This is a genomic window from Sphaerisporangium fuscum, from assembly GCF_018531465.1.
In the GTDB taxonomy this organism is placed as follows: Bacteria; Actinomycetota; Actinomycetes; order Streptosporangiales; family Streptosporangiaceae; genus Sphaerisporangium; species Sphaerisporangium fuscum.
This window is the reverse complement of record NZ_JAHDTF010000011.1, coordinates 16,992-35,397: the sequence shown is the minus strand read 5'-3', so window position 1 is coordinate 35,397 and position 18,406 is coordinate 16,992. Positions and strand designations below refer to the sequence as shown.

The window sequence follows — 18,406 nt, the reverse complement described above, 5'->3', positions numbered from 1 at the left end:
ACCTCAGAGCGTCAGCTCTGGCCGCCCGCGAGCTTCTCGCGGAGCGCGGCCAGGGCCTCGTCGGACGCCAGGGCGCCCGAGGCCGGAGCCGAACCGCTGGAGGTCTGAGGAGTCTCGCCGGAGTAGCTGGACGGACCGGCCGCCTCGGCCTCCTCCTGACGGGCCTTCTCGATCTGCGACTTGTGGGCCTCGAAGCGGGTCTGGGCCTCGGCGTACTGCCGCTCCCACTCCTCGCGCTGCTTCTCGAAGCCCTCGAGCCACTCGCCGGTCTCGGGGTCGAAACCGTCGGGGTAGATGTAGTTGCCCTGCTCGTCGTAGGTCGCCGCCATGCCGTACAGCGTGGGGTCGAACTCGACCTCGGCGCCGACACCCTCGTTGGCCTGCTTGAGCGACAGCGAGATGCGGCGACGGTCGAGGTCGATGTCGATGATCTTCACGAAGATCTCGTCGCCGACCTGGACGACCTGCTCGGGGATCTCGACGTGGCGCTCGGCCAGCTCGGAGATGTGGACCAGGCCCTCGATGCCCTCCTCGACGCGGACGAACGCACCGAACGGCACCAGCTTGGTGACGCGGCCGGGGACGACCTGGCCGATCTGGTGGGTGCGGGCGAACTGCTGCCAGGGGTCCTCCTGCGTCGCCTTGAGCGACAGGGAGACCCGCTCGCGCTCCATGTCGACGTCGAGAACCTCGACGGTGACCTCCTGGCCGACCTCGACGACCTCGGAGGGGTGGTCGATGTGCTTCCAGGAGAGCTCGGAGACGTGGACCAGACCGTCGACGCCGCCGAGGTCGACGAACGCACCGAAGTTGACGATCGAGGAGACGACGCCCTTGCGGACCTGACCCTTCTGCAGGGTGTTGAGGAAGGTCTGGCGGACCTCCGACTGGGTCTGCTCGAGCCAGGCACGACGGGAGAGAACCACGTTGTTGCGGTTCTTGTCGAGCTCTATGATCTTCGCCTCGAGCTCGCGGCCGACGTACGGCTGCAGGTCGCGGACCCGGCGCATCTCCACCAGCGAGGCCGGGAGGAAGCCGCGCAGGCCGATGTCGAGGATGAGGCCGCCCTTGACGACCTCGATGACCGTACCGGTGACGATGCCGTCCTCGTCCTTGATCTTCTCGATCGTGCCCCAGGCGCGCTCGTACTGCGCACGCTTCTTGGACAGGATGAGGCGGCCTTCCTTGTCCTCCTTCTGGAGGACGAGGGCCTCGACGTGCTCTCCGACCTCGACGACCTCGGCCGGGTCGACATCGTGCTTGATCGAGAGCTCACGCGAGGGGATGACACCCTCGGTCTTGTAGCCGATGTCGAGCAAGACCTCGTCTCGATCGACCTTGACGACGGTGCCTTCGACGATGTCGCCGTCGTTGAAGTACTTGATGGTCTCGTCGATCGCGGCGAGGAAGGCCTCCTCGGAACCGATGTCGTTGACCGCTACCTGCGGGGTGTTCGAGGTGGCCTCAGTGCTGCTCGTCATGTGTGGAATTGCTCCGAACGCGGACAGATGTCGATGTGGCGGACGCGCGGCAGGCCCTCTTTATCGTTCAAGCCGAAGATGGTCTCAGAGACCCGTGGTCGACATGACCGAGCGCGAGCCCGCTCCGTCCGAGGCGCACGCGAGCCCACAGCGCAGCGATCAGCATATGAGAGAGACGTGGGCGTGGTCAATCCGGCCTGGGTACGCACGACCCCATAAGCCTCTAATAGGTGATCGCCACCCCACCGAGCTTTGCCTGGATCTTACCCTGAAATCGACGCGGCATTGCGATGTGCGAACGATCGCCGTCCGAGGTGTAACGCCTGTCGGGGTGCTTGTCCAGCCACTCCAGCCAGTACTCGGAGCACCATCGGCGACACTCCCCTTTTTTACCGTTGGACTGGATTCGTGGGATGTTGTACCGGTCGTAGCTCTTCGCGAAGGGCGAAATCGCCGGCTCGGCCCCGGCCAGGAAGACCGCGTCGAAGTGGTACGACGTCCCGTCCCACTTGCCCTCGTGCGCGGCCGCCCGCTTCCTCGGCCTGCTGCCGTACGGGAGCGCGAACGTGGCCGAGTCCGGCGCGCCGATCTTCCGCAGCAGCCGCTCCTCGCGCACGATCGACTCGGCGACCCTCTTCTTGCTCAGCGTCCACAGGTCGGGATGGCTCCAGGTGTGGTTGGCCACCTCGAAGCCGCGCTCGACGAGCCACCGCACGGCCGCGGCCTGCTGGTCCTTGTCGAAGAGCCCGAAGGGGTTCTTGTTGACCCAGAAGGTGGCCACCGGCCGGAAGGCCGGGAACTTCGCGGCCACGTCCAGGATGATCTGGACGGCGGTGTCCTTCTTCGGCTGCCCCTGGTCGTCGAGGGCGAAGTGCGTGGGGCTGCCGTCGTCGAACGTCAGCACGACCGGGTGGGCGCCGGCCGGGATGTCGATGCGCCCGGCCACGTAGTCGGCGGCCGTGATCGGCACGTAGCCGCCCCTGGCCAGCCTCTCCAGCTCCTTGCGCAGCTGGGACGGCGTACGGTCGATCGAGGCGAGCCGCTTCTTCATGATCCGGTGGTACATGATCACCGGCACGAGCCCCAGCTCGTTGGCCTTCACCTGCCGGGCCGACTCCGGGGTCGCCGGCGCCGGCGACGAGGGGGCGGGGGTCGGGGTGGCCGGCTTGGCCATCGGCCGCGCCGCCGGCCGGACGTTCTTCTTGCCGCCGAAGGGGAGAACCAGCAACGCGACCACCGCGATGATCATGACACCGATGTTCACGATGCCGATGAGGCGCGTCAGTCCGGGCGTGCTGCGCACAGGTGTTCTCCTGGGTCGGCGGCAGGTCGGCTTTCCCTACAGGACAGGCAAACTCGGCCCGGTCCCGAACCAGCGTACACGTCTAGCATGTGCTGAAATTTGGTTGTGAACTGGAGCTTGCGTGCGTGCGGCCGCCACGGCCATGTGACCTATGCCCCCGCGGAGGAGGAGCTTCGCAAGCGCCTCCGGGCCGAGACCGCGCTCGGCGAGGCGTGGCGCTGCCTGCGGTGCGGCGACTTCACCCTCGGCGCGCCGCACGGCTCCGGGCCCGCCGAGGACGCGCCCATCGTGCTGCGCGGCCAGGCGCTGCGCGACGCCACGATCCTGCGGCTCATCGCGGTGTTCCGGTGGCTGAAGGCGCTGCTGGTGTTCGCCGCGGCCTTCGGCATCTGGCGGTTCCGGGCCCACAAGGACGCCATCAACCTGGCGTTCAAAGAAGATCTTCCGTTGTTCCAGCCGATCGCCCACAAGCTCGGGTGGAACATCGAGGAGTCGGGCGTGGTGCACACGATGCGCACGGTGCTGAGCGCCCGGAACACGACCCTGACGTGGATCGTGCTCGGCCTGGTGATCTTCGGCGCGCTGCTCACGACCGAGGGCGTCGGCCTGTGGCTGCTCAAGCGCTGGGGCGAGTACTTCGCGGTGGTCGCGACGTCGCTGTTCGTCCCGATCGAGGTCTACGAGCTCGTCGAGAAGGTGACCTGGCTGCGGATCGTGATCCTGATGATCAACATCGCCGCCGTGCTGTACATCCTGCTGTCGAAGCGTCTGTTCGGCCTGCGGGGCGGGCACGCCGCCCACGAGGCCGAACGTCACGAGAGCAGCCTGCTGGAGGTGGAGGCCGCGGCCCTCGGCCGTTCACTCACCTCCCACCACCGGGCCGCCGCCACCTCCGACTGACCCTGCCGGAGGTGGGGCGGGCGGCTCGAAAGCCCGCGGCCGGGGTCAGTGGCCGGCGTCCTGCCAGGTGCGGCCGACGCCCACCGAGACGTCCAGAGGGACGCGGAGGTCGTACGCGGCGCACATCTGGGACACCACCAGCTCGCGCAGCGCCTCGAGCTCGCCCGGCGCGACCTCGAACACGAGCTCGTCATGGACCTGCAGCAGCATGCGCGAGCGCAGCTCCCGCTGGTGCAGCGCGCGTTGCACGTGGAGCATGGCGACCTTGATGATGTCGGCCGCCGAGCCCTGGATCGGGGCGTTGAGGGCCATGCGCTCGGCCATCTCGCGCCGCTGCCGGTTGTCGCTGGTGAGGTCGGGGAGGTAGCGGCGGCGACCGAGGATGGTCTCGGTGTAGCCGTCATGGCGGGCCTGGGCGACGATCGCGCCGAGGTAGTCGCGCACGCCGCCGAACTCCTCGAAGTACTCCTCCTTGAGCGCGCGGGCCTCGGCGACGGGGATGTTGAGCTGCCCCGACAGCCCGAAGTCGGACAGGCCGTAGGCGAGGCCGTAGTTCATCGCCTTGATGCGTGCCCGCAGCGCGCCGTCGACCTGCTCGGGCGGCAGGTCGAACACCCGGGCCGCGGTGGCCTGGTGGAAGTCGTGCCCCGACTCGAAGGCCGCGATCAACGCCTCGTCCTGCGAGAGGTGCGCCATGATGCGCAGCTCGATCTGGCTGTAGTCGGCCGTCAGCAGGCATTCGTACCCCTCGCCGACGACGAACCCCTGCCGGATGCGCCGGCCCTCGGCCGTGCGGATCGGGATGTTCTGCAGGTTGGGCTTCTCGGACGACAGACGGCCGGTGGCCGCGATGATCTGGTTGTAGGTGGTGTGGATCCGCCCGTCGTCGGCGATCTCCTTGATGAGGCCCTCGACGGTGGTGCGCAGCTTGGTCTGGTCGCGGTGGCGCAGCAGGATCGTGGGCAGCTCGTTGTCGGTCTGGGTGGCGAGCTGGGCCAGCGCGTCGGCGTCGGTGGTGTAGCCGGTCTTGATCTTCTTGGTCTTCGGGAGCCCGAGCTTGACGAAGAGGATCTCCTGGAGCTGCTTGGGCGATCCGAGGTTGAACTGCTCGCCGACGACGCGGTGGGCCTCCTCGACGGCCTGCTTGACGGCGGCCCCGAACTCGGCCTCCAGGCCCGTGAAGTAGTCGCGGTCGGCGGCGATGCCCGCGCGCTCCAGCTCGGCCAGGACCCGCACGAGCGGCAGCTCGACCTCGCGCATCAGCCGGATGCCGCCGCGGGGCTCCAGATGGGCCTCAAGGGCGTCGGCGAGGTCGCGCACGGCCTGGGCCCGGACGGCGAGCTCCTCCCCCACGTTGTCCTCGGGGTCGTCGAACAGCGCCGCCTGGCCGCCGTTGTCGGTCTCGGCGCGCAGCTCGCGATGGAGGTAGCGCAGCACCAGATCGTCGAGGGGGAAGGAGCGCTGGCCCGGCATCGCCAGGTAGGCCGCGAGCGCGGTGTCGCAGGTGAGCCCGCGCAGGTCGAGCCCCTGCGCCCACAGTGCGAGCAGGGGGCCCTTGGCGTCGTGGAGGGCCTTCGGCTTGGACTCGTCGGTGAGCCAGGCGCGCAGCGCCGCCTCGTCGCCCTCGGTGAGGCCGGTGAGGTCGATGTAGGCGGCCCGCTGCCGCCCGTCGCCGTCGGCGGGCACGGCGACGGCCAGGCCGTCGAGCCGGCCCGTGCCGCTGCCGTGGGTGCCCTTCACGGCGAGCCCGGCACGGCCCTCGGGCACGCCGGCGAGCCACGAGGCGACCTCATCGGGGCCGAGGGCGGCGACCTCGACGTCGAACCCCTCCTCGGCCTCCGGCTCGGGGGTGCCGATGCTCTGGTAGAGCCGGTCGCGCAGCACGCGGAACTGCAGCGTGTCGAACAGCTTGTGGATCTCGTCGCGGTCCCAGTTGCCCATCTTGAGCTGCTCGACGTCGACGTCGAGCGGCGCGTCACGCCGCAGCTCGGTGAGCTGGCGGTTGTGGATCACCTGGCCGAGGTGCTCGCGGAGCTTCTCGCCGACCTTGCCCTTGACCTCGTCGACCCGCCTGACGAGCTCGTCGAGCGAGCCGAACTCCCGGACCCACTTGGCGGCGGTCTTCTCTCCCACGCTCGGGATGCTCGGGAGGTTGTCGCTGGGGTCGCCGCGCAGGGCGGCGAAGTCGGGATACTGCACGGGCGTCAGGCCGTACTTCTCGACGACGGCGTCGGGATCGAACCTGGTCATGTCGCTGATGCCGCGGCGGGTCATCAGCAGGGTGACGCGTTCGTCGACGAGCTGGAGGGCGTCGCGGTCGCCGGTGACGATGAGGACGTTCATGTCCCGCTCGGAGGCCCGGTGCGCGAGCGTCGCGATCAGGTCGTCGGCCTCGTACCCCGGGAGCGAGAGGTAGGGCAGGCGCAGCGCGTCGAGCACCTCGAAGATCAGGCTGACCTGGCCCCGGAAGTCCTCGGGGGTCTCCTGGCGATTGGCCTTGTAGTGCTCGTACGCCTCGTGCCGGAAGGTGGGCTCCGACCGGTCGAAGCAGACGACCACGTGACTCGGCTGCTCGTCGCGCAGGACGTTGATCAGCATGGAGGTGAAGCCGTACACCGCCTCGGTGTGCTGGCCGTCGGTCGTGGTGAGATTGGCGTCCTTCAGGGCGTAGAAGGCGCGGTACGCGAGTGAGTGCCCGTCCAGCAGGAGCAGGCAGGGACGGGTGGGGGTCGGTTCCTTCTTCGGCACACCCGCAGCCTAGTCTGCATGTCCGACAGAACACCCCTGCCTGTGCATATGGAGGGCTCCCCTTGACCATGACGAACCCCGACGATCCGGCGCGCATCTCACAGCTGTACGGCGACGACTACAAGCGGAGCCTGATCGGGAGCATGGGAATCGAATTCCTGGAGGCCTCGGCCGAACGGGTGGTCGCGCGCATGCCGGTGGAGGGCAACACCCAGCCGTACGGCCTGCTGCACGGCGGGGCGTCCTGCGTGCTGGCCGAGACCATCGGCTCCACCGGGGCGGCCCTGCACGCCGGGGAGGGACGCATCGCCGTCGGGATCGAGATCAACGCGACCCATCACCGCTCGGCGACCTCCGGGTACGTCACGGGCGTGGCGACGCGGTTGCACGGCGGCCGGAGCCTGGCGACGTACGACATCGAGATCACCGACGAGCAGGGACGCCGGGTCTGCACCTCGCGCCTCACGTGCATGCTCCGTGACGCCCCGTGATTTTCGGGCCGTAACGGGGTACGATTTCCGACTCTCTTTGCACAGCGGGCTCAAAGCTCGCTAGCGTTGTCACACCGAGCCCGTGGGTGATCGAGTAGACAACGTGTGCGGCCGGGGAAGCCCTACATGGCCCCAAAGATCACCTGCGGGCTTATTCATGCCCAGGAGCGCGAAGCGGCCCCCGCCGGCCCGGTGACGGGTGGCGGGGGCCGCTTCGCATGACGGCTAGGCGTCCAGCGGCTCGGTGGCCGAGGCCTCGTCGTCCTGCGAGTGCGTCGGGTCGAGCACCCGCCGCAGGAACGTGCGCGTGCGCCCGTGCTGCGGGTTGCCGATCACCTGGTCGGGCGGCCCCTCCTCGACGATCACGCCGCCGTCCATGAACACCACACGGTCGGCCACCTCACGCGCGAAGCTCATCTCGTGGGTGACCACCAGCATGGTCATGCCGTCACGCGCCAGGTCGCGCATGACCGACAGCACGTCGCCCACCAGCTCGGGGTCGAGGGCCGAGGTGGGCTCGTCGAACAGCATCAGGTCGGGGTCCATGGCGAGGGCCCGGGCGATCGCCACGCGCTGCTGCTGCCCGCCGGACAGCTGCGGCGGGAAGGCGTCGCACTTGGCCCCGACGCCGACCTTGTCGAGGTTCTCGCGGGCGATGCGCTCGGCCTCGTCCTTCTTCCGCTTCAGCACCCTGCGCTGGGCGATCATGACGTTCTGCAGGACCGTCATGTGCGGGAAGAGGTTGAACGACTGGAACACCATGCCGAGCCTGCGCCGGGCCGCGTCGATGTCGACGTCGGGGTCGGTCAGCTCGACGCCGCCCACCACGACCTTGCCCCTGGTGGGCTGTTCGAGCAGGTTCACGCAGCGCAGCAGCGTCGACTTGCCCGAGCCCGAGGGGCCGATCACGCAGACGACCTGGCCCTGGTCGACGGTGAAGTCGATGCCCTTGAGCACTTGGAGGTCGCCGAACGACTTGTGCAGATCCTTGATCTCGACCGCGTGCGCCATCGGGATCACCGTCCCTTCGACTGACGCTTCTCGAGGCGTCCCGCGAGGTAGCCCAGCGGGATCGTGACGAGCAGGTACGTGAGCCCCACCACCATGATGGGGGTCGCGTTGCTCGTCGTCGACGCCAGGTCGTTGCCGAACTTGGTCAGCTCGACGTATTCGCCGCTCACCCCGAGGAACAGCACCAGCGAGGAGTCCTTGAGCAGCGAGACGAACTGGTTGGTCGTCGGCGGGATGACGATGCGGATCGCCTGCGGGATGACCACCGAGATCATCGCGCGCGAGTGCGACATGCCGAGCGAGCGCGCGGCCTCGGTCTGCCCCTTGGGAACGGCCTGCAGGCCCGCCCGCAGCGTCTCGGCCATGTAGGCCGCGCTCACGATGGTCAGGCCCAGGATGCCCTGGCCGTACGTGCCGCCGGGCACCTCGAAACCGGGCAGCGCGAGCGGCAGGAAGAGGATGAGGAGGAAGATCAGCAGCGCCGGGAGGCCCCGGAAGATCTCGATGTAGATGATCGCGATCCAGCGGTACGGCCGCACCGACGACAGCCTCATCAGGGCCAGGATCAGACCGAGGATCGACCCGAAGACGAAGCCGCCCACGGTGTAGATGATCGTGTTCTTCAGCGCGACCGTGAAGACGTCGGGCAGCGACTGGCCGGCGACGTCCCCCTTGGCGAAGTTCTCGGCCAGCCCCTTCCAGTTGGTCAGAAGGGCGATCGCGATCACCGCGACGATCAGGACGGCGTACTGGACACCCCGGCTGATCTGCTGTTTCTTACGTGGGCTGAGACCGGCCCGGCCGGGCGCCTGCCCGGCGGGACCGGCCGGCCCTGCCGTCGTGGACTGGGTCATGGATTCAGGACGTCCCCAGCTCGCCCGGCTTCTTGCCGAACCACTTGACGTAGATCTTCTCGTAGGTGCCGTCGGACTTGGCCTTGGCGATCTCCTCGTTGATCACCTTGGCCAGGGCGTCGTTGCCCTTCTTCATGCCGATGCCGTACTGCTCGCCGGTGTTCAGACTCGCGATCAGCTCGAACTTGGAGGCGATCTCGGGCTTCTTCAGCCAGGTGAGCACGACGGGGAGGTCCTGCACGATGACGTCGGCCTGACCCGACTGCAGGCCGAGCAGCTCCTTGGGCGAGTCGGCGAACTCGGTGGGGTTGAGACCCGCCTTCTTGACGTAGTCGAGGCCGGTCGTCGAGGCCTGCGCGCCGAGCTTCAGGCCCTTGGCCTTGATGTCGTCGAGCGACTTGGCGCCGGTGCCCTTCTTGGCGAGCAGCGCCTGCGTCGCGTCGAAGTAGGGGTCGGAGAACAGCAGGTTCTTCTTGCGCTCGTCGGTGATCGTCATGCCGGCCGCGGCGACGTCGCACTTGCCGGCGTTGAGGGCGGCGCCACTCTTGATGACGGCGAAGTCGATGTCGACGATGTCCTGCGTCACGCCGAGCTTCTTGGCCGCGAGGTCGACGATGTCGACGTCGAAGCCGACGGTCTTGTCGCCCTGCTTGAACTGGAACGGCTCGTAGGGCAGGTTCGTGCAGGTCGTCAGCTTGCCGGGGTGGACAAGCTTGATCCCGCCGGCGGCGGCACCGGACGAACTGGAAGTGGTCGCGCTGGTGTCCGATCCGCCGCCGCAGGCGGAGAGAAGGCACGCGGCGCCCACGGCAAGCGCCCCCAACGAAGTCACACGGCGACGCTTGGACCAAAAGACCACAACGTCCTCCTCTTAAGCTCTATGTCGGAGTTAAGTTAAGTTACCGTAACCCTGGCCATGGTGTCGCACCTGGTCACCAGGGGTATTACCGGAAAGAAACGATCGCACAACAGCTACGACATCCTGGCGCTCCCGGCTTCTCGGCGAGCTAGGGTGCGACCGTGCGGGCACCTTTTGTTCTGACAGGTTTTGCCGTAGCTGTCACCTTTTTACTGTCCGGTTGTTCCAATGGGCCCGCCACACCGGCGGCGACGTCCACTCGCACACCCGTCTACGAGCTACCGCAGCGCCCCGTGCGCCTCGACGAGCGGGCTCTGCACGTCAAGCCGGTGGTCGACGGTGACACCCGGTTCTCGCTGCTGGGGATCACCGTTGCCATGCCCCAGCTGACCGGAAGTCATGCCGACGTGGCGGCCAAGGGGCAGTTCGTCCGCATCCGCGTCTCGGCGGTCAACAACGGCCGGACGAGTGCGCTGCTCGACCTGCGCAAACAGCAGCTGCTGGCGACCGACGGCAAGACCTATCTCCCCGACTACGACGCCATGACCATCAAGCGCCAGCCGGAGAAGATCGACCTGGGCGCCTCCGACCTGTTCGAGTTCGACCTGTGGTACGACATCCCGAAACAGGCGCGCCCGACGGCGCTCGTGCTGTACGGCGGGGCGACGCTCACCGACCTGAAGGACCTCGAAGGGGCACGGGCCGAGCTCCCCGGCTGAGCGGTCTCGGGGCGCGGTGCGACCCGGCCGGGCGCGACGCGCCGCGCCGTCCGGACGACTCTCCGGCTCGCACGCGGCCCGACGGAAGGCTCCGGGCGGGCCGCGCGCGAGCGGACGGTGCGGCTACTGGGCCGCCGCGCCGAGGTCGCCGCCGAGGTAGGCGGCGCGGACGTCAGGATCGGTCAGCAGGTCCTGCGCCGGGCCGCTCTTGATGACCTTGCCGGTCTCCAGCACGTAGGCGCGGTGGGCGACCTGGAGCGCCTGCACGGCGTTCTGCTCGACGAGCAGGACGGTCGTGCCGCGCTTGTTGATCTCCTTGATGATCTCGAAGATCTGCGCGACGAGCAGCGGCGCGAGGCCCATCGACGGCTCGTCGAGCAGGAGGACCTTCGGCTTGCTCATCAGGGCGCGCCCGATGGCGACCATCTGCTGCTCGCCGCCGGACATCGTGCCGCCCGCCTGGTTCTTGCGCTCGGCCAGCCGCGGGAAGAGCTCGAAGACCTCGTCGAGCTCCTTGCTCAGGTCGCCCTTGCGGGAGTAGGCGCCCATGAGCAGGTTCTCCATGACGGTCATGCCGGGGAACACCCCGCGACCCTCCGGGGACTGGCCGATGCCCGCCACCACGCGCTTGTGGCCCGGCATCTTGGTGATGTCCTGCCCGGCGAACGTGATGCTGCCGGTGGTGACCGGGCGCACGCCGGAGACGGTGCGCATCGTGGTCGTCTTGCCGGCGCCGTTGGCGCCGATCAGCGTGACGACCTCGCCCTGGTCGACCTCCAGCGAGACGCCCTTGAGAGCCTCGATCTTGCCGTAGTGGACGTGGATGTCCTTGACCTCAAGAAGCATCTGCCGGAGCTCCCAAGTACGCCTCGATGACCTTCGGGTTCTGCTGAACCTCGGCGGGCAGCCCTTCAGCGATCTTCTGACCGAAGTCGATCACGGCCACCCTGTCGCTGATGCCCATGACCAGGCTCATGTCGTGCTCGATGAGCAGGACGGTGCGGCCCGCGTCGCGGATCTTGCGGATCAGCTGCTGCAGGCCGACCTTCTCGGCGGGGTTCATGCCGGCCGCGGGCTCGTCGAGCAGCAGCAGCTTGGGCTTGGTGGCCAAGGCCCTGGCGATCTCCAGGCGTCGCTGGTCGCCGTAGGGGAGGTTCTTGGCGGTTTCCTCCGCGCGCTGGGCGACGCCGACGAACTCCAGCAGCTCCATGGCCTCCTCGCGGCCCTTCTTCTCCTCCTGGCGGTGCCAGGGAAGGCCGAGGATGGCGCCGACCGCCCCCGTCTTGTGGTGGGTGTCGGCGCCCACCATGACGTTCTCGAGGGCCGACATGTTGTGGAACAGCCGGATGTTCTGGAACGTGCGGGCGATGCCGCGCTTGGTGACCTGGAAGCGCTTCAGGCCGTTCAGGGGCTGGCCCGCGAAAAGGATCTGCCCCTGGGTGGGCCGGTAGACGCCGGTGGTCACGTTGAAGACGGTGGTCTTCCCGGCGCCGTTCGGGCCGATCAGGGCGAAGATCTCGCCCTCGTTGATCGTGAGGTCGAGGTTGTTGATGGCCACCACGCCGCCGAAGCGCATGGTGACGCTCTTGATCTCGAGCACCGGGCTCACTTGGCCACCTCCGCCTCGACGTGGGCGTCCGGGCTCGCCACTTCTCCGCCCATCGATCCCATTCCGCCGGATCCTTCGGCCATCTCGGCCCGTCTGCGCCGCGAGGGGAGCAGGCCCTCAGGCCGCAGGATCATCATGATGACCAGCACGGCGCCGAAGATCATGTAGCGGTAGTCGTGGAACTCGCGGAACCGCTCGGGCAGCCAGGCGATGAGGAAGGCGCCGACGATGACCCCGGGGATGTTGCCCGGGCCGCCGAAGACGACGCAGACCAGGATGGTCGCCGACAGCAGGAACGGGAAGTTCTGCGGCTGGATGTAGTTGATCTTCGCGGCCTCGGCCACGCCGGCGAAGCCGCCGATGCTGGCGCCGACGAAGAAGGCGAGCAGCTTGAACTTGAAGGTCGGCACGCCCATCAGCTCGGCGGCGTCCTCGTCCTCGCGGATGGCGGTCCAGGCCCGGCCCACGCGGCTCTTCTCGAGCCGCCGCGACACGATCACCACCAGGGCGATCATGAAGACCACCAGGTAGTAGTACGAGACGGGGTTGGCGAGGCTGAACTCCAGCCCGCCGATGGCCGGGGGCGTCGGGATGCCGAAGATGCCCTGCGCGCCGCCGATCTCGTTGGTGTTCAGGGCGACGATGCGGACGATCTCTCCGAACCCGAGGGTGACGATCGCGAGGTAGTCGCCGCGCAGCCGCAGCGTCGGCCCGCCGAGGACCACGCCGGCGACGGCCGCGAGCACGATGCCGAGCACCAGACAGGTCCAGAACGACCAGCCGTGCTTGGTGCCCATGTACGCCAGGCTGTAGGCGCCGATGGCGAAGAACGCGACGAAGCCGAGGTCGAGCAGGCCCGCGTGGCCCACCACGATGTTGAGGCCGAGCGCCAGCAGGATGTAGATGCCGATCGGGTCGAACAGGATCGTGGCCCAGTCGGCGTCCGGCGACATGAACGACGCGATGCCGTCGTTGGGCAGCAGCAGCGCCAGCACGATCACCAGGACGTAGACGATCCAGCGCTGGTAGCCGGGAGCGGTGGCCCAGCGGTCCCTGACCTTGTCGAAGGTCCCGGAGATCTGGCGGGTGGACGTTTTCACATTCATCATGCGCGCGCCTGCTGAAGGGATTCACCGAGGAGGCCGGTGGGACGGAACATGAGCACGATCACCAGGACGACGAAGGCGATGACGTCCTTCCAGTCGGAGCCGAAGAAGATGGCGCCCCAGTTCTCGATGAGGCCGAGCAGGACGCCGCCGACGAGGGCGCCGCGGAGGTTTCCGATGCCGCCGAGGACGGCGGCGGTGAAGGCCTTGATGCCGAGAATGAACCCGATGTTGAACTGGGTGTTCTCGACCTCCATCGTGAACAGCACCGCCGCCACGCCGGCCATCGCGCCACCGAGGAGGAACGTCATGCGGACGATGGTGTCGATGTTCACGCCCATCAGGACCGCGGTCTCGGGGTCCTGCGCCGTGGCGCGGATGCCGCGGCCGAGCTTGGTGCGGTTCACCAGCTGGTCGAGCGCCACCATCATGATCACCGCCGCCACGATGATGATGATGTGGTCCAGACGCACGTCGGCGGGGCCGATGCTGAAGATCGTCTCACGCTGGACGATGCGCGGCAGGGGCGTCTGGTTGCGGCCCGGCAGGTTGAACACCTTGGGGAGGACCACCAGCGCGAAGAACTCCTGGAGGAAGAAGGACGCGCCGATGGCGGAGATGAGCGCCGCGAGCCGCGAGGCGCCCCGCTTGCGCAGCGGCCGGTAGGCCACCTGCTCTAGCAGGACCGCCGCACCGCCGGAGACCGCCATCGCCACCACGAAGAGCAGGACGAGCACGCCGACGAGTGCTATGCCGGTGAACGGATGGGTCACCGTCATCAGGTGGGTGAGCGTGAACAACGACGCGAACGTACCGATCATGAAGATCTCGGAGTGCGCGAAGTTGATGAGACGCAGAACGCCGTAGACCATCGTGTAGCCGAGGGCGATCAGCGCGTAAATGGCTCCGTACGTCAGACCACCGACGGTCGACCCCGGAAACTGCTGGAGGAAATCGTGCAAAGTGAGCCGCCTTCAGGACGGGGCGGCAGGGCCGCCCGTGCCAGGGGCGGGAACGGTGTGGTGTTCCCGCCCCTGGGCTGTCACAGTTTCGAAACCGGAAGACCAGGCCGGACCTAGCTCTTCAGCGTGGCCTCGTCCGACTTGCCGAGCCACTGGAGGGCGCCCTGGACGACCTCGTAGATGTGGATCGTGGTCGAGCCGAGCTCACCGTTGTCGGCCCACTTGATCGGCTTCGAGACGCCGTCCGCGGAGTACGTCTTGAAGAACTCGTTGATCTTCTCACCGGTGGTGTTGCCGGCCTTCACGGCGGCGACGAAGGCCTGCGCGGCGTCATAGCCCTCGGTCGAGTAGATCGCCGGGTCGACGCTGTACTTCTTCTTGTAGTTGTCGACGAAGCTCTTCAGCTTGGGGTCGGACTGCTCGCCGAAGGGGATGAAGCAGGGGCAGGCGAGCACCGCGCCCTCGGCCTGGGCCGCGCCGGCGCCCGAGATGAGCTGGGCGTCGAGCGAACCGTCACCGGAGGCCCACAGGGCCTTCACGCCGCCGTCACGCAGCTGCTTGAGGAGCTTGCCGCCCTCGGAGTAGTAGCCGCCGTAGAAGATGACGTCCGGGTTGGCGGCCTTGACCTTGGTGACCGTCGAGGAGAAGTCGGAGCTGGCCTCGTCGATCTGGTCGCGCTCGGTCGGGATGCCCTTGGCCTTGAACTCGTTGAAGGCCGAGTCGCCGATGCCGACGCTGTAGGCCTTCTTGCCGTTGATGACGTAGGCCTTCTTCGGCGTCTTCGCCTTGATCATGAAGTCGGCGACGCCCTTGCCCTGGAACTCGTCGGTGGCCACCATGCGGTGCCAGAACTTCCAGCCGTGCTGCGACAGGGTGGGCCGGGTCGCCGAGGGGGTGAGGCTCGGGATCTTGCCCTGCTCCAGAATGGGGTCGGCCGCCTCGGACTCACCGGAGAAGGCGGGGCCGATCATGCCGACGACCTTGTCCTTGGAGATCGCCTGGGGGGCCAGGGCCGCCGCCTGGTTCTCCTTGCCCTGGGTGTCGTAGGGCACAAGCTCGATCTTGGTCTTCGGGTTCGTGGCGTTGTACTCCTCGAACGCCAGCATGGCGCCGTTCTTCGGCGGGATGACGATAGCCGAGTCGGGGCCGGTGAGGTCGCCCATGAAGCCGATCTTGACGGTCGTCGCCGAACCGGAGTCGCCACCGCCGGAATTCGACCCGGAGCCGCTGCTACCGCAAGCGGCGAGTCCAACGGTAAGTGCCGCACCGACGGCGAGCACGCCCCCGAGGCGAGCAATCTTGGGCCGCAAGGTTGCCTTCCTTTCGCCTGATCCGCGTCGGGATCGGGTTCACAGAGCCGCCCCTGGCGTCGGGCCAGGGGTCGTGACGTGCATTACACCCAGCCGAAGTCACAGGTCGGTACAGAGACCCATCACGTTACCGCTTCGTTATCACACCGGTCCTCTTCGGCGATCGACTGGAAAAGTAAAGGTCACATCGGTCGCGAAAGCATCCGAAAGATCGTTTGAAAGGGTGTTAGATGGTGTGTTTCGACCACTGAGCGGACGCCGGCTTGACAGCACGGCGGAAGAGGCAGCCGCCCCGGCCGGCGCCCGGCGGGATCACACCGGCACGCCGCCCGCGGCACGGCACCGTCACGGGTCAGGACTCCGCCGGTCCCCCGGCCGCCGCCTCGTCGACCACGAGCTGGGCGACCTGCCGCATGCTCATGCGGCGGTCCATCGAGGCCTTCTGGATCCAGCGGAAGGCCTGCGGCTCGGTCCAGCCGTGCTGGGCCATCAGCAGGCCCTTGGCCCGCTCCACGAGCTTGCGGGTCTCGAGCCGCTCCCCCAGCGTGGTGACCTCGCGCTCCAGCGCGGCGATCTCCTCGTGGCGGCTCACGGCCATCTCGATGGCCGGGACCAGGTCGGACTTGGTGAACGGCTTGACAAGGTAGGCCATGGCCCCGGCGTCCCTCGCCCGTTCGACCAGGTCGCGCTGGGAGAACGCGGTCAGGATCAGGCAGGGCGCCACACGCTCGGACACGATGCGCTCGGCGGCCGAGATGCCGTCGAGGATGGGCATCTTGACGTCGAGGATCACCAGATCGGGGCGCAGCTCCAACGCCAGCTTGACGGCGCTCTCACCGTCGCCCGCCTCGCCGACGACGGCATAGCCCTCCTCTTCCAGCATCTCCTTCAAATCGAGGCGGATCAGAGCCTCGTCTTCCGCGATCACCACTCGCCGCTGCGTACTCACGACCAAGAGAGTACCGACGTCCGCTAGATTAGGGGCACGAGCGTGATCCGCCGCCCCGATAGACCAACGGCAGAGTCAATGGCCTCAAAATCCATCAAGTGTGGGTTCGAATCCCACTCGGGGCACACCGTACATCTACACGGGCCTCCGCGCTCCGCGGAGGCCCGCCTATCGTTCGTGTCATGGCCGCCACCTCTTCTATGGTCTCGCTGTCGAGTGTGATCTTGATCTGGGCGACGCTGACCGTGGGGTCGTACCTGATGTCCAGCCGGAAGACCTCGAAGAGCTCGCGCTGATGCCGATCAGCCGGTCCTGCTTCCTGACGATCTCTCCGGGCGTCCGGGTGAGGGCGCGGCGACGGGAGTCCCAGTCGTCGCTCACCTCCTGGTTGACCTTTGGCAGATCGGCGGCGAGCAACTCATGACGCCGCGCTCCGAAGACGCGCCGCTGGAACAGGTCGTAGACGGCCTCCAGGATGGCGTCCTCGCGAACACGCACGGCCGGGGGGTGACCGCGGAACCGGTCATCCCTGTGCCGGATCCGATCGGGCTGGCAGACGTAGCGCGTGATCGGCGTATCGGGCCGCCGGTCATCAGTCTGGCCGTACATCCGCCGCCGGCAGAGGCCACAGGAGATGAAGGAGCGCAAGAGGTATGTACGAGCGGTTCGGGGATGCTTGTTCGGCACAGCGCTCGTGCGTGATTTGCGACGCATGGCGCCGATCTCCTGGGCCTGGTCGTACATCTCCCGTGTGACCAGCGGCTCGTGGGTGGGCTGAGGCGACCGGACCCAGGCGCTGGGCGGGTTGTCCATGCTGCGCTTGCCGCCCCGGCGGCTGGTGGTCGCCTTGCGGTTCCACACCATGTAACCGGTGTACTTGGGGTTGCGCAGCATCTCTCGAACCCCGGAGCGCGACCAGCAGTTACGTCCGCGGAAGTTGGGATTGAGCGACTCGGGCGGCGGATACCGCTCATGGTGGGCGTTGAGCCGGTCGGCGATGTCGCCGTAGCCCAGGCGCTCCATGACCCGCCAGATGAAGATCTGCGACCCGGTCGATGGATTCGCAGATGACCGCGTCGAAGCGCCGGTTACTTCTCTCGGCCTCCGCCAGGAGGTCTTGAATGCCTCCGTCGCGCGGGATCGGGATGTTGAAACGCTCGTGCGCGGTGCTGTGTCCGCGATCCTCCAGGTTCTTGCGGCCCGATTCGACGTCGTAGAAGTGCGCGACGATGAGAGCGCCGGGCGGCAGAGCCGCCCGGCTGTTGTCGAGCTGACGGGGAAGCGAGAGCGTGGGGTCCTGAAGGTCCTCGGTGGAGGTCCTCCCCCACCGGGCGACCCGCAGCCCGTCAAAGGGATCTTCGCGCTCTCCCGCCCTGCTCATCGGCATCCTCTCCGTTGGGGTGCTTGCTCAGCCACAAAAGGACCTTGTAGACCAGGCGAGCTTCCACCTGGTGCTCATCGGCCCGCCGCCGGAAGACCACGAGCGCCGGCGACCGGTGGTCGTCGTGGACATGTGAGGCGGTGTGGCTGCTGCTCCACGTGCTCGGCGATGGAGTTCGCGTCCGTGGGAACTCGGCGTGGCGAAGGCGGACGCGGTGCGGGGCGGCCTGCGGTGCCGACTTGAGGCGGTGGAGCTCGCGCCGCCCCAGGGGTCCCCGAGGCGGCAGGACGAGTTCATCGTGTCAGGGCTTGAGGGGCGGGGCGACCGCGATGGCGTCGATCTCGAAGAGCATGCCGGGGAGGGCGAGCGCGGCCACGCCGGTGAGGGTCTGCGCGGGCGGGCGGGTGCCCCAGATGCGGCCGATGTGCTCCGCGAGCACGGCTAGCTTGTCCGCGTCGTGGTCGACGATGTGGGTGCGGATCTGGACGACGTCGGCGAAGCCGAGGTCCACGGCGGCCAGGGCGGTGCCCAGGTTGGCCAGGGACCGTTCGACCTGCTCGCCGAAGCTGGGGGAGGTGACGTGCCCCTGCTCGTCGGAGGCGTACTGGCCGGCGATGAAAACGAGGCCTCCCGGTGCGCGGACGACGTGGCTGTAGCCGAAAGCGACCGGGGCGTGCAGTCCGGCGGGGTTGACGATGCGGTGCGTCATGGTGATACCTCTCT

At 67.8% G+C, this 18,406-nt stretch carries 18 protein-coding genes and 1 tRNA gene; 4 read left to right on the top strand and 15 right to left on the bottom strand.

The features are described from left to right. Window positions 1-11 precede the first annotated feature (11 nt). Complete coding sequence (gene rpsA / locus KIK05_RS13875) at window positions 12-1,481, bottom strand: 30S ribosomal protein S1 (RefSeq protein WP_214411097.1); 1,470 nt, start codon at window positions 1,479-1,481, stop codon at window positions 12-14. 223 nt (window positions 1,482-1,704) lie between these two features. After that, on the bottom strand, window positions 1,705-2,784 hold the full coding sequence (locus KIK05_RS13870) for a polysaccharide deacetylase family protein (RefSeq protein ID WP_308249902.1): 1,080 nt from the start codon (window positions 2,782-2,784) through the stop codon (window positions 1,705-1,707). Between the two features lie 105 nt (window positions 2,785-2,889). Here KIK05_RS13870 and KIK05_RS13865 point away from each other — a divergent pair, with 105 nt between their 5' ends. Then, the gene (locus tag KIK05_RS13865) at window positions 2,890-3,684 is read left to right on the top strand and encodes a DUF2127 domain-containing protein (RefSeq protein WP_214411096.1); all 795 of its coding nucleotides are present in this window, start codon (window positions 2,890-2,892) and stop codon (window positions 3,682-3,684) included. A gap of 45 nt (window positions 3,685-3,729) precedes the next feature. Here the strand turns inward: KIK05_RS13865 and polA are convergent, their stop codons facing one another. Beyond that, window positions 3,730-6,432, bottom strand: a complete 2,703-nt coding sequence (polA, locus tag KIK05_RS13860; RefSeq protein ID WP_214411095.1) for a DNA polymerase I — start codon at window positions 6,430-6,432, stop codon at window positions 3,730-3,732. A 143-nt stretch (window positions 6,433-6,575) separates the two neighbouring features. On the opposite strand from polA, the gene KIK05_RS13855 reads away from it, so the two are divergent. After that, window positions 6,576-6,923, top strand: coding sequence for a PaaI family thioesterase (locus KIK05_RS13855; protein WP_250562784.1), 348 nt, complete (start codon window positions 6,576-6,578; stop codon window positions 6,921-6,923). Window positions 6,924-7,148: 225 nt separating this feature from the next. Here KIK05_RS13855 and KIK05_RS13850 read toward each other — a convergent pair whose 3' ends face one another. The 3 genes from KIK05_RS13850 to KIK05_RS13840 are packed head-to-tail and all read right to left on the bottom strand — an operon-like array spanning window position 7,149 to window position 9,620. Further along, window positions 7,149-7,934 (bottom strand): amino acid ABC transporter ATP-binding protein, encoded by a 786-nt coding sequence (locus KIK05_RS13850; protein ID WP_214411094.1) that lies wholly within the window; start codon window positions 7,932-7,934, stop codon window positions 7,149-7,151. A gap of 5 nt (window positions 7,935-7,939) precedes the next feature. Next, window positions 7,940-8,788: an amino acid ABC transporter permease gene (locus KIK05_RS13845; protein WP_214411093.1), complete on the bottom strand. Its 849-nt coding sequence runs from the start codon at window positions 8,786-8,788 to the stop codon at window positions 7,940-7,942. 4 nt (window positions 8,789-8,792) lie between these two features. Then, entirely contained in the window at window positions 8,793-9,620 is an 828-nt protein-coding gene (locus KIK05_RS13840; protein ID WP_308249901.1) for an ABC transporter substrate-binding protein, read from the bottom strand. Window positions 9,621-9,940: 320 nt separating this feature from the next. Between KIK05_RS13840 and KIK05_RS13835 the strand changes: the two genes are divergently transcribed. Next, window positions 9,941-10,366 carry a DUF4352 domain-containing protein gene (locus KIK05_RS13835; protein WP_214411091.1) on the top strand — a complete coding sequence of 142 codons (426 nt, stop codon included), beginning with the start codon at window positions 9,941-9,943 and terminating at the stop codon, window positions 10,364-10,366. Window positions 10,367-10,489: 123 nt separating this feature from the next. Here KIK05_RS13835 and KIK05_RS13830 read toward each other — a convergent pair whose 3' ends face one another. The 6 genes from KIK05_RS13830 to KIK05_RS13805 all read right to left on the bottom strand — a co-directional run bounded on the left by KIK05_RS13830 (window position 10,490) and on the right by KIK05_RS13805 (window position 16,302). Beyond that, complete coding sequence (locus KIK05_RS13830) at window positions 10,490-11,212, bottom strand: ABC transporter ATP-binding protein (RefSeq protein ID WP_214411090.1); 723 nt, start codon at window positions 11,210-11,212, stop codon at window positions 10,490-10,492. Next, a complete protein-coding gene (locus KIK05_RS13825; protein ID WP_214411325.1) occupies window positions 11,202-11,942 on the bottom strand; it encodes an ABC transporter ATP-binding protein in 741 nt (246 codons plus the stop codon). Before KIK05_RS13825 ends, KIK05_RS13830 begins: the two co-directional genes overlap by 11 nt. A 29-nt stretch (window positions 11,943-11,971) precedes the next feature. Then, window positions 11,972-13,084 carry a branched-chain amino acid ABC transporter permease gene (locus tag KIK05_RS13820; protein WP_214411089.1) on the bottom strand — a complete coding sequence of 371 codons (1,113 nt, stop codon included), beginning with the start codon at window positions 13,082-13,084 and terminating at the stop codon, window positions 11,972-11,974. Beyond that, window positions 13,081-14,043: a branched-chain amino acid ABC transporter permease gene (locus KIK05_RS13815; protein ID WP_214411088.1), complete on the bottom strand. Its 963-nt coding sequence runs from the start codon at window positions 14,041-14,043 to the stop codon at window positions 13,081-13,083. The genes KIK05_RS13820 and KIK05_RS13815 overlap by 4 nt, the downstream gene beginning before the upstream one ends. A 113-nt stretch (window positions 14,044-14,156) precedes the next feature. Then, window positions 14,157-15,323: a branched-chain amino acid ABC transporter substrate-binding protein gene (locus tag KIK05_RS13810; RefSeq protein WP_308249926.1), complete on the bottom strand. Its 1,167-nt coding sequence runs from the start codon at window positions 15,321-15,323 to the stop codon at window positions 14,157-14,159. A 382-nt stretch (window positions 15,324-15,705) separates the two neighbouring features. Beyond that, the gene (locus tag KIK05_RS13805; RefSeq protein WP_308249900.1) at window positions 15,706-16,302 is read right to left on the bottom strand and encodes an ANTAR domain-containing response regulator; all 597 of its coding nucleotides are present in this window, start codon (window positions 16,300-16,302) and stop codon (window positions 15,706-15,708) included. Between the two features lie 52 nt (window positions 16,303-16,354). Between KIK05_RS13805 and KIK05_RS13800 the strand changes: the two genes are divergently transcribed. After that, window positions 16,355-16,427, top strand: a tRNA-Leu gene (locus KIK05_RS13800). Window positions 16,428-16,500: 73 nt separating this feature from the next. Here the strand turns inward: KIK05_RS13800 and KIK05_RS13795 are convergent. From KIK05_RS13795 to KIK05_RS13785, 3 genes are all read right to left on the bottom strand, one after another. Continuing rightward, complete coding sequence (locus KIK05_RS13795; protein WP_214411086.1) at window positions 16,501-17,325, bottom strand: recombinase family protein; 825 nt, start codon at window positions 17,323-17,325, stop codon at window positions 16,501-16,503. Continuing rightward, window positions 17,273-17,683 (bottom strand): recombinase family protein, encoded by a 411-nt coding sequence (locus tag KIK05_RS13790; protein WP_214411085.1) that lies wholly within the window; start codon window positions 17,681-17,683, stop codon window positions 17,273-17,275. Before KIK05_RS13790 ends, KIK05_RS13795 begins: the two co-directional genes overlap by 53 nt. A gap of 301 nt (window positions 17,684-17,984) precedes the next feature. Next, entirely contained in the window at window positions 17,985-18,392 is a 408-nt protein-coding gene (locus KIK05_RS13785; RefSeq protein WP_214411084.1) for a RidA family protein, read from the bottom strand. Window positions 18,393-18,406 lie beyond the last annotated feature (14 nt).

Excerpts from the sequence above, each read along its gene's own strand:
- KIK05_RS13850 (WP_214411094.1), bottom strand. The coding sequence starts at position 7,934 with ATGGCGCACGCGGTCGAGATCAAGGATCTGCACAAGTCGTTCGGCGAC.
- KIK05_RS13820 (WP_214411089.1), bottom strand. The coding sequence starts at position 13,084 with ATGATGAATGTGAAAACGTCCACCCGCCAGATCTCCGGGACCTTCGAC.
- KIK05_RS13855 (WP_250562784.1), top strand. The coding sequence starts at position 6,576 with ATGGGAATCGAATTCCTGGAGGCCTCGGCCGAACGGGTGGTCGCGCGC.
- KIK05_RS13830 (WP_214411090.1), bottom strand. The coding sequence starts at position 11,212 with ATGCTTCTTGAGGTCAAGGACATCCACGTCCACTACGGCAAGATCGAG.
- KIK05_RS13845 (WP_214411093.1), bottom strand. The coding sequence starts at position 8,788 with ATGACCCAGTCCACGACGGCAGGGCCGGCCGGTCCCGCCGGGCAGGCG.
- KIK05_RS13825 (WP_214411325.1), bottom strand. The coding sequence starts at position 11,942 with ATGCGCTTCGGCGGCGTGGTGGCCATCAACAACCTCGACCTCACGATC.
- KIK05_RS13785 (WP_214411084.1), bottom strand. The coding sequence starts at position 18,392 with ATGACGCACCGCATCGTCAACCCCGCCGGACTGCACGCCCCGGTCGCT.
- rpsA (WP_214411097.1), bottom strand. The coding sequence starts at position 1,481 with ATGACGAGCAGCACTGAGGCCACCTCGAACACCCCGCAGGTAGCGGTC.
- KIK05_RS13795 (WP_214411086.1), bottom strand. The coding sequence starts at position 17,325 with ATGGAGCGCCTGGGCTACGGCGACATCGCCGACCGGCTCAACGCCCAC.
- KIK05_RS13790 (WP_214411085.1), bottom strand. The coding sequence starts at position 17,683 with ATGAGCAGGGCGGGAGAGCGCGAAGATCCCTTTGACGGGCTGCGGGTC.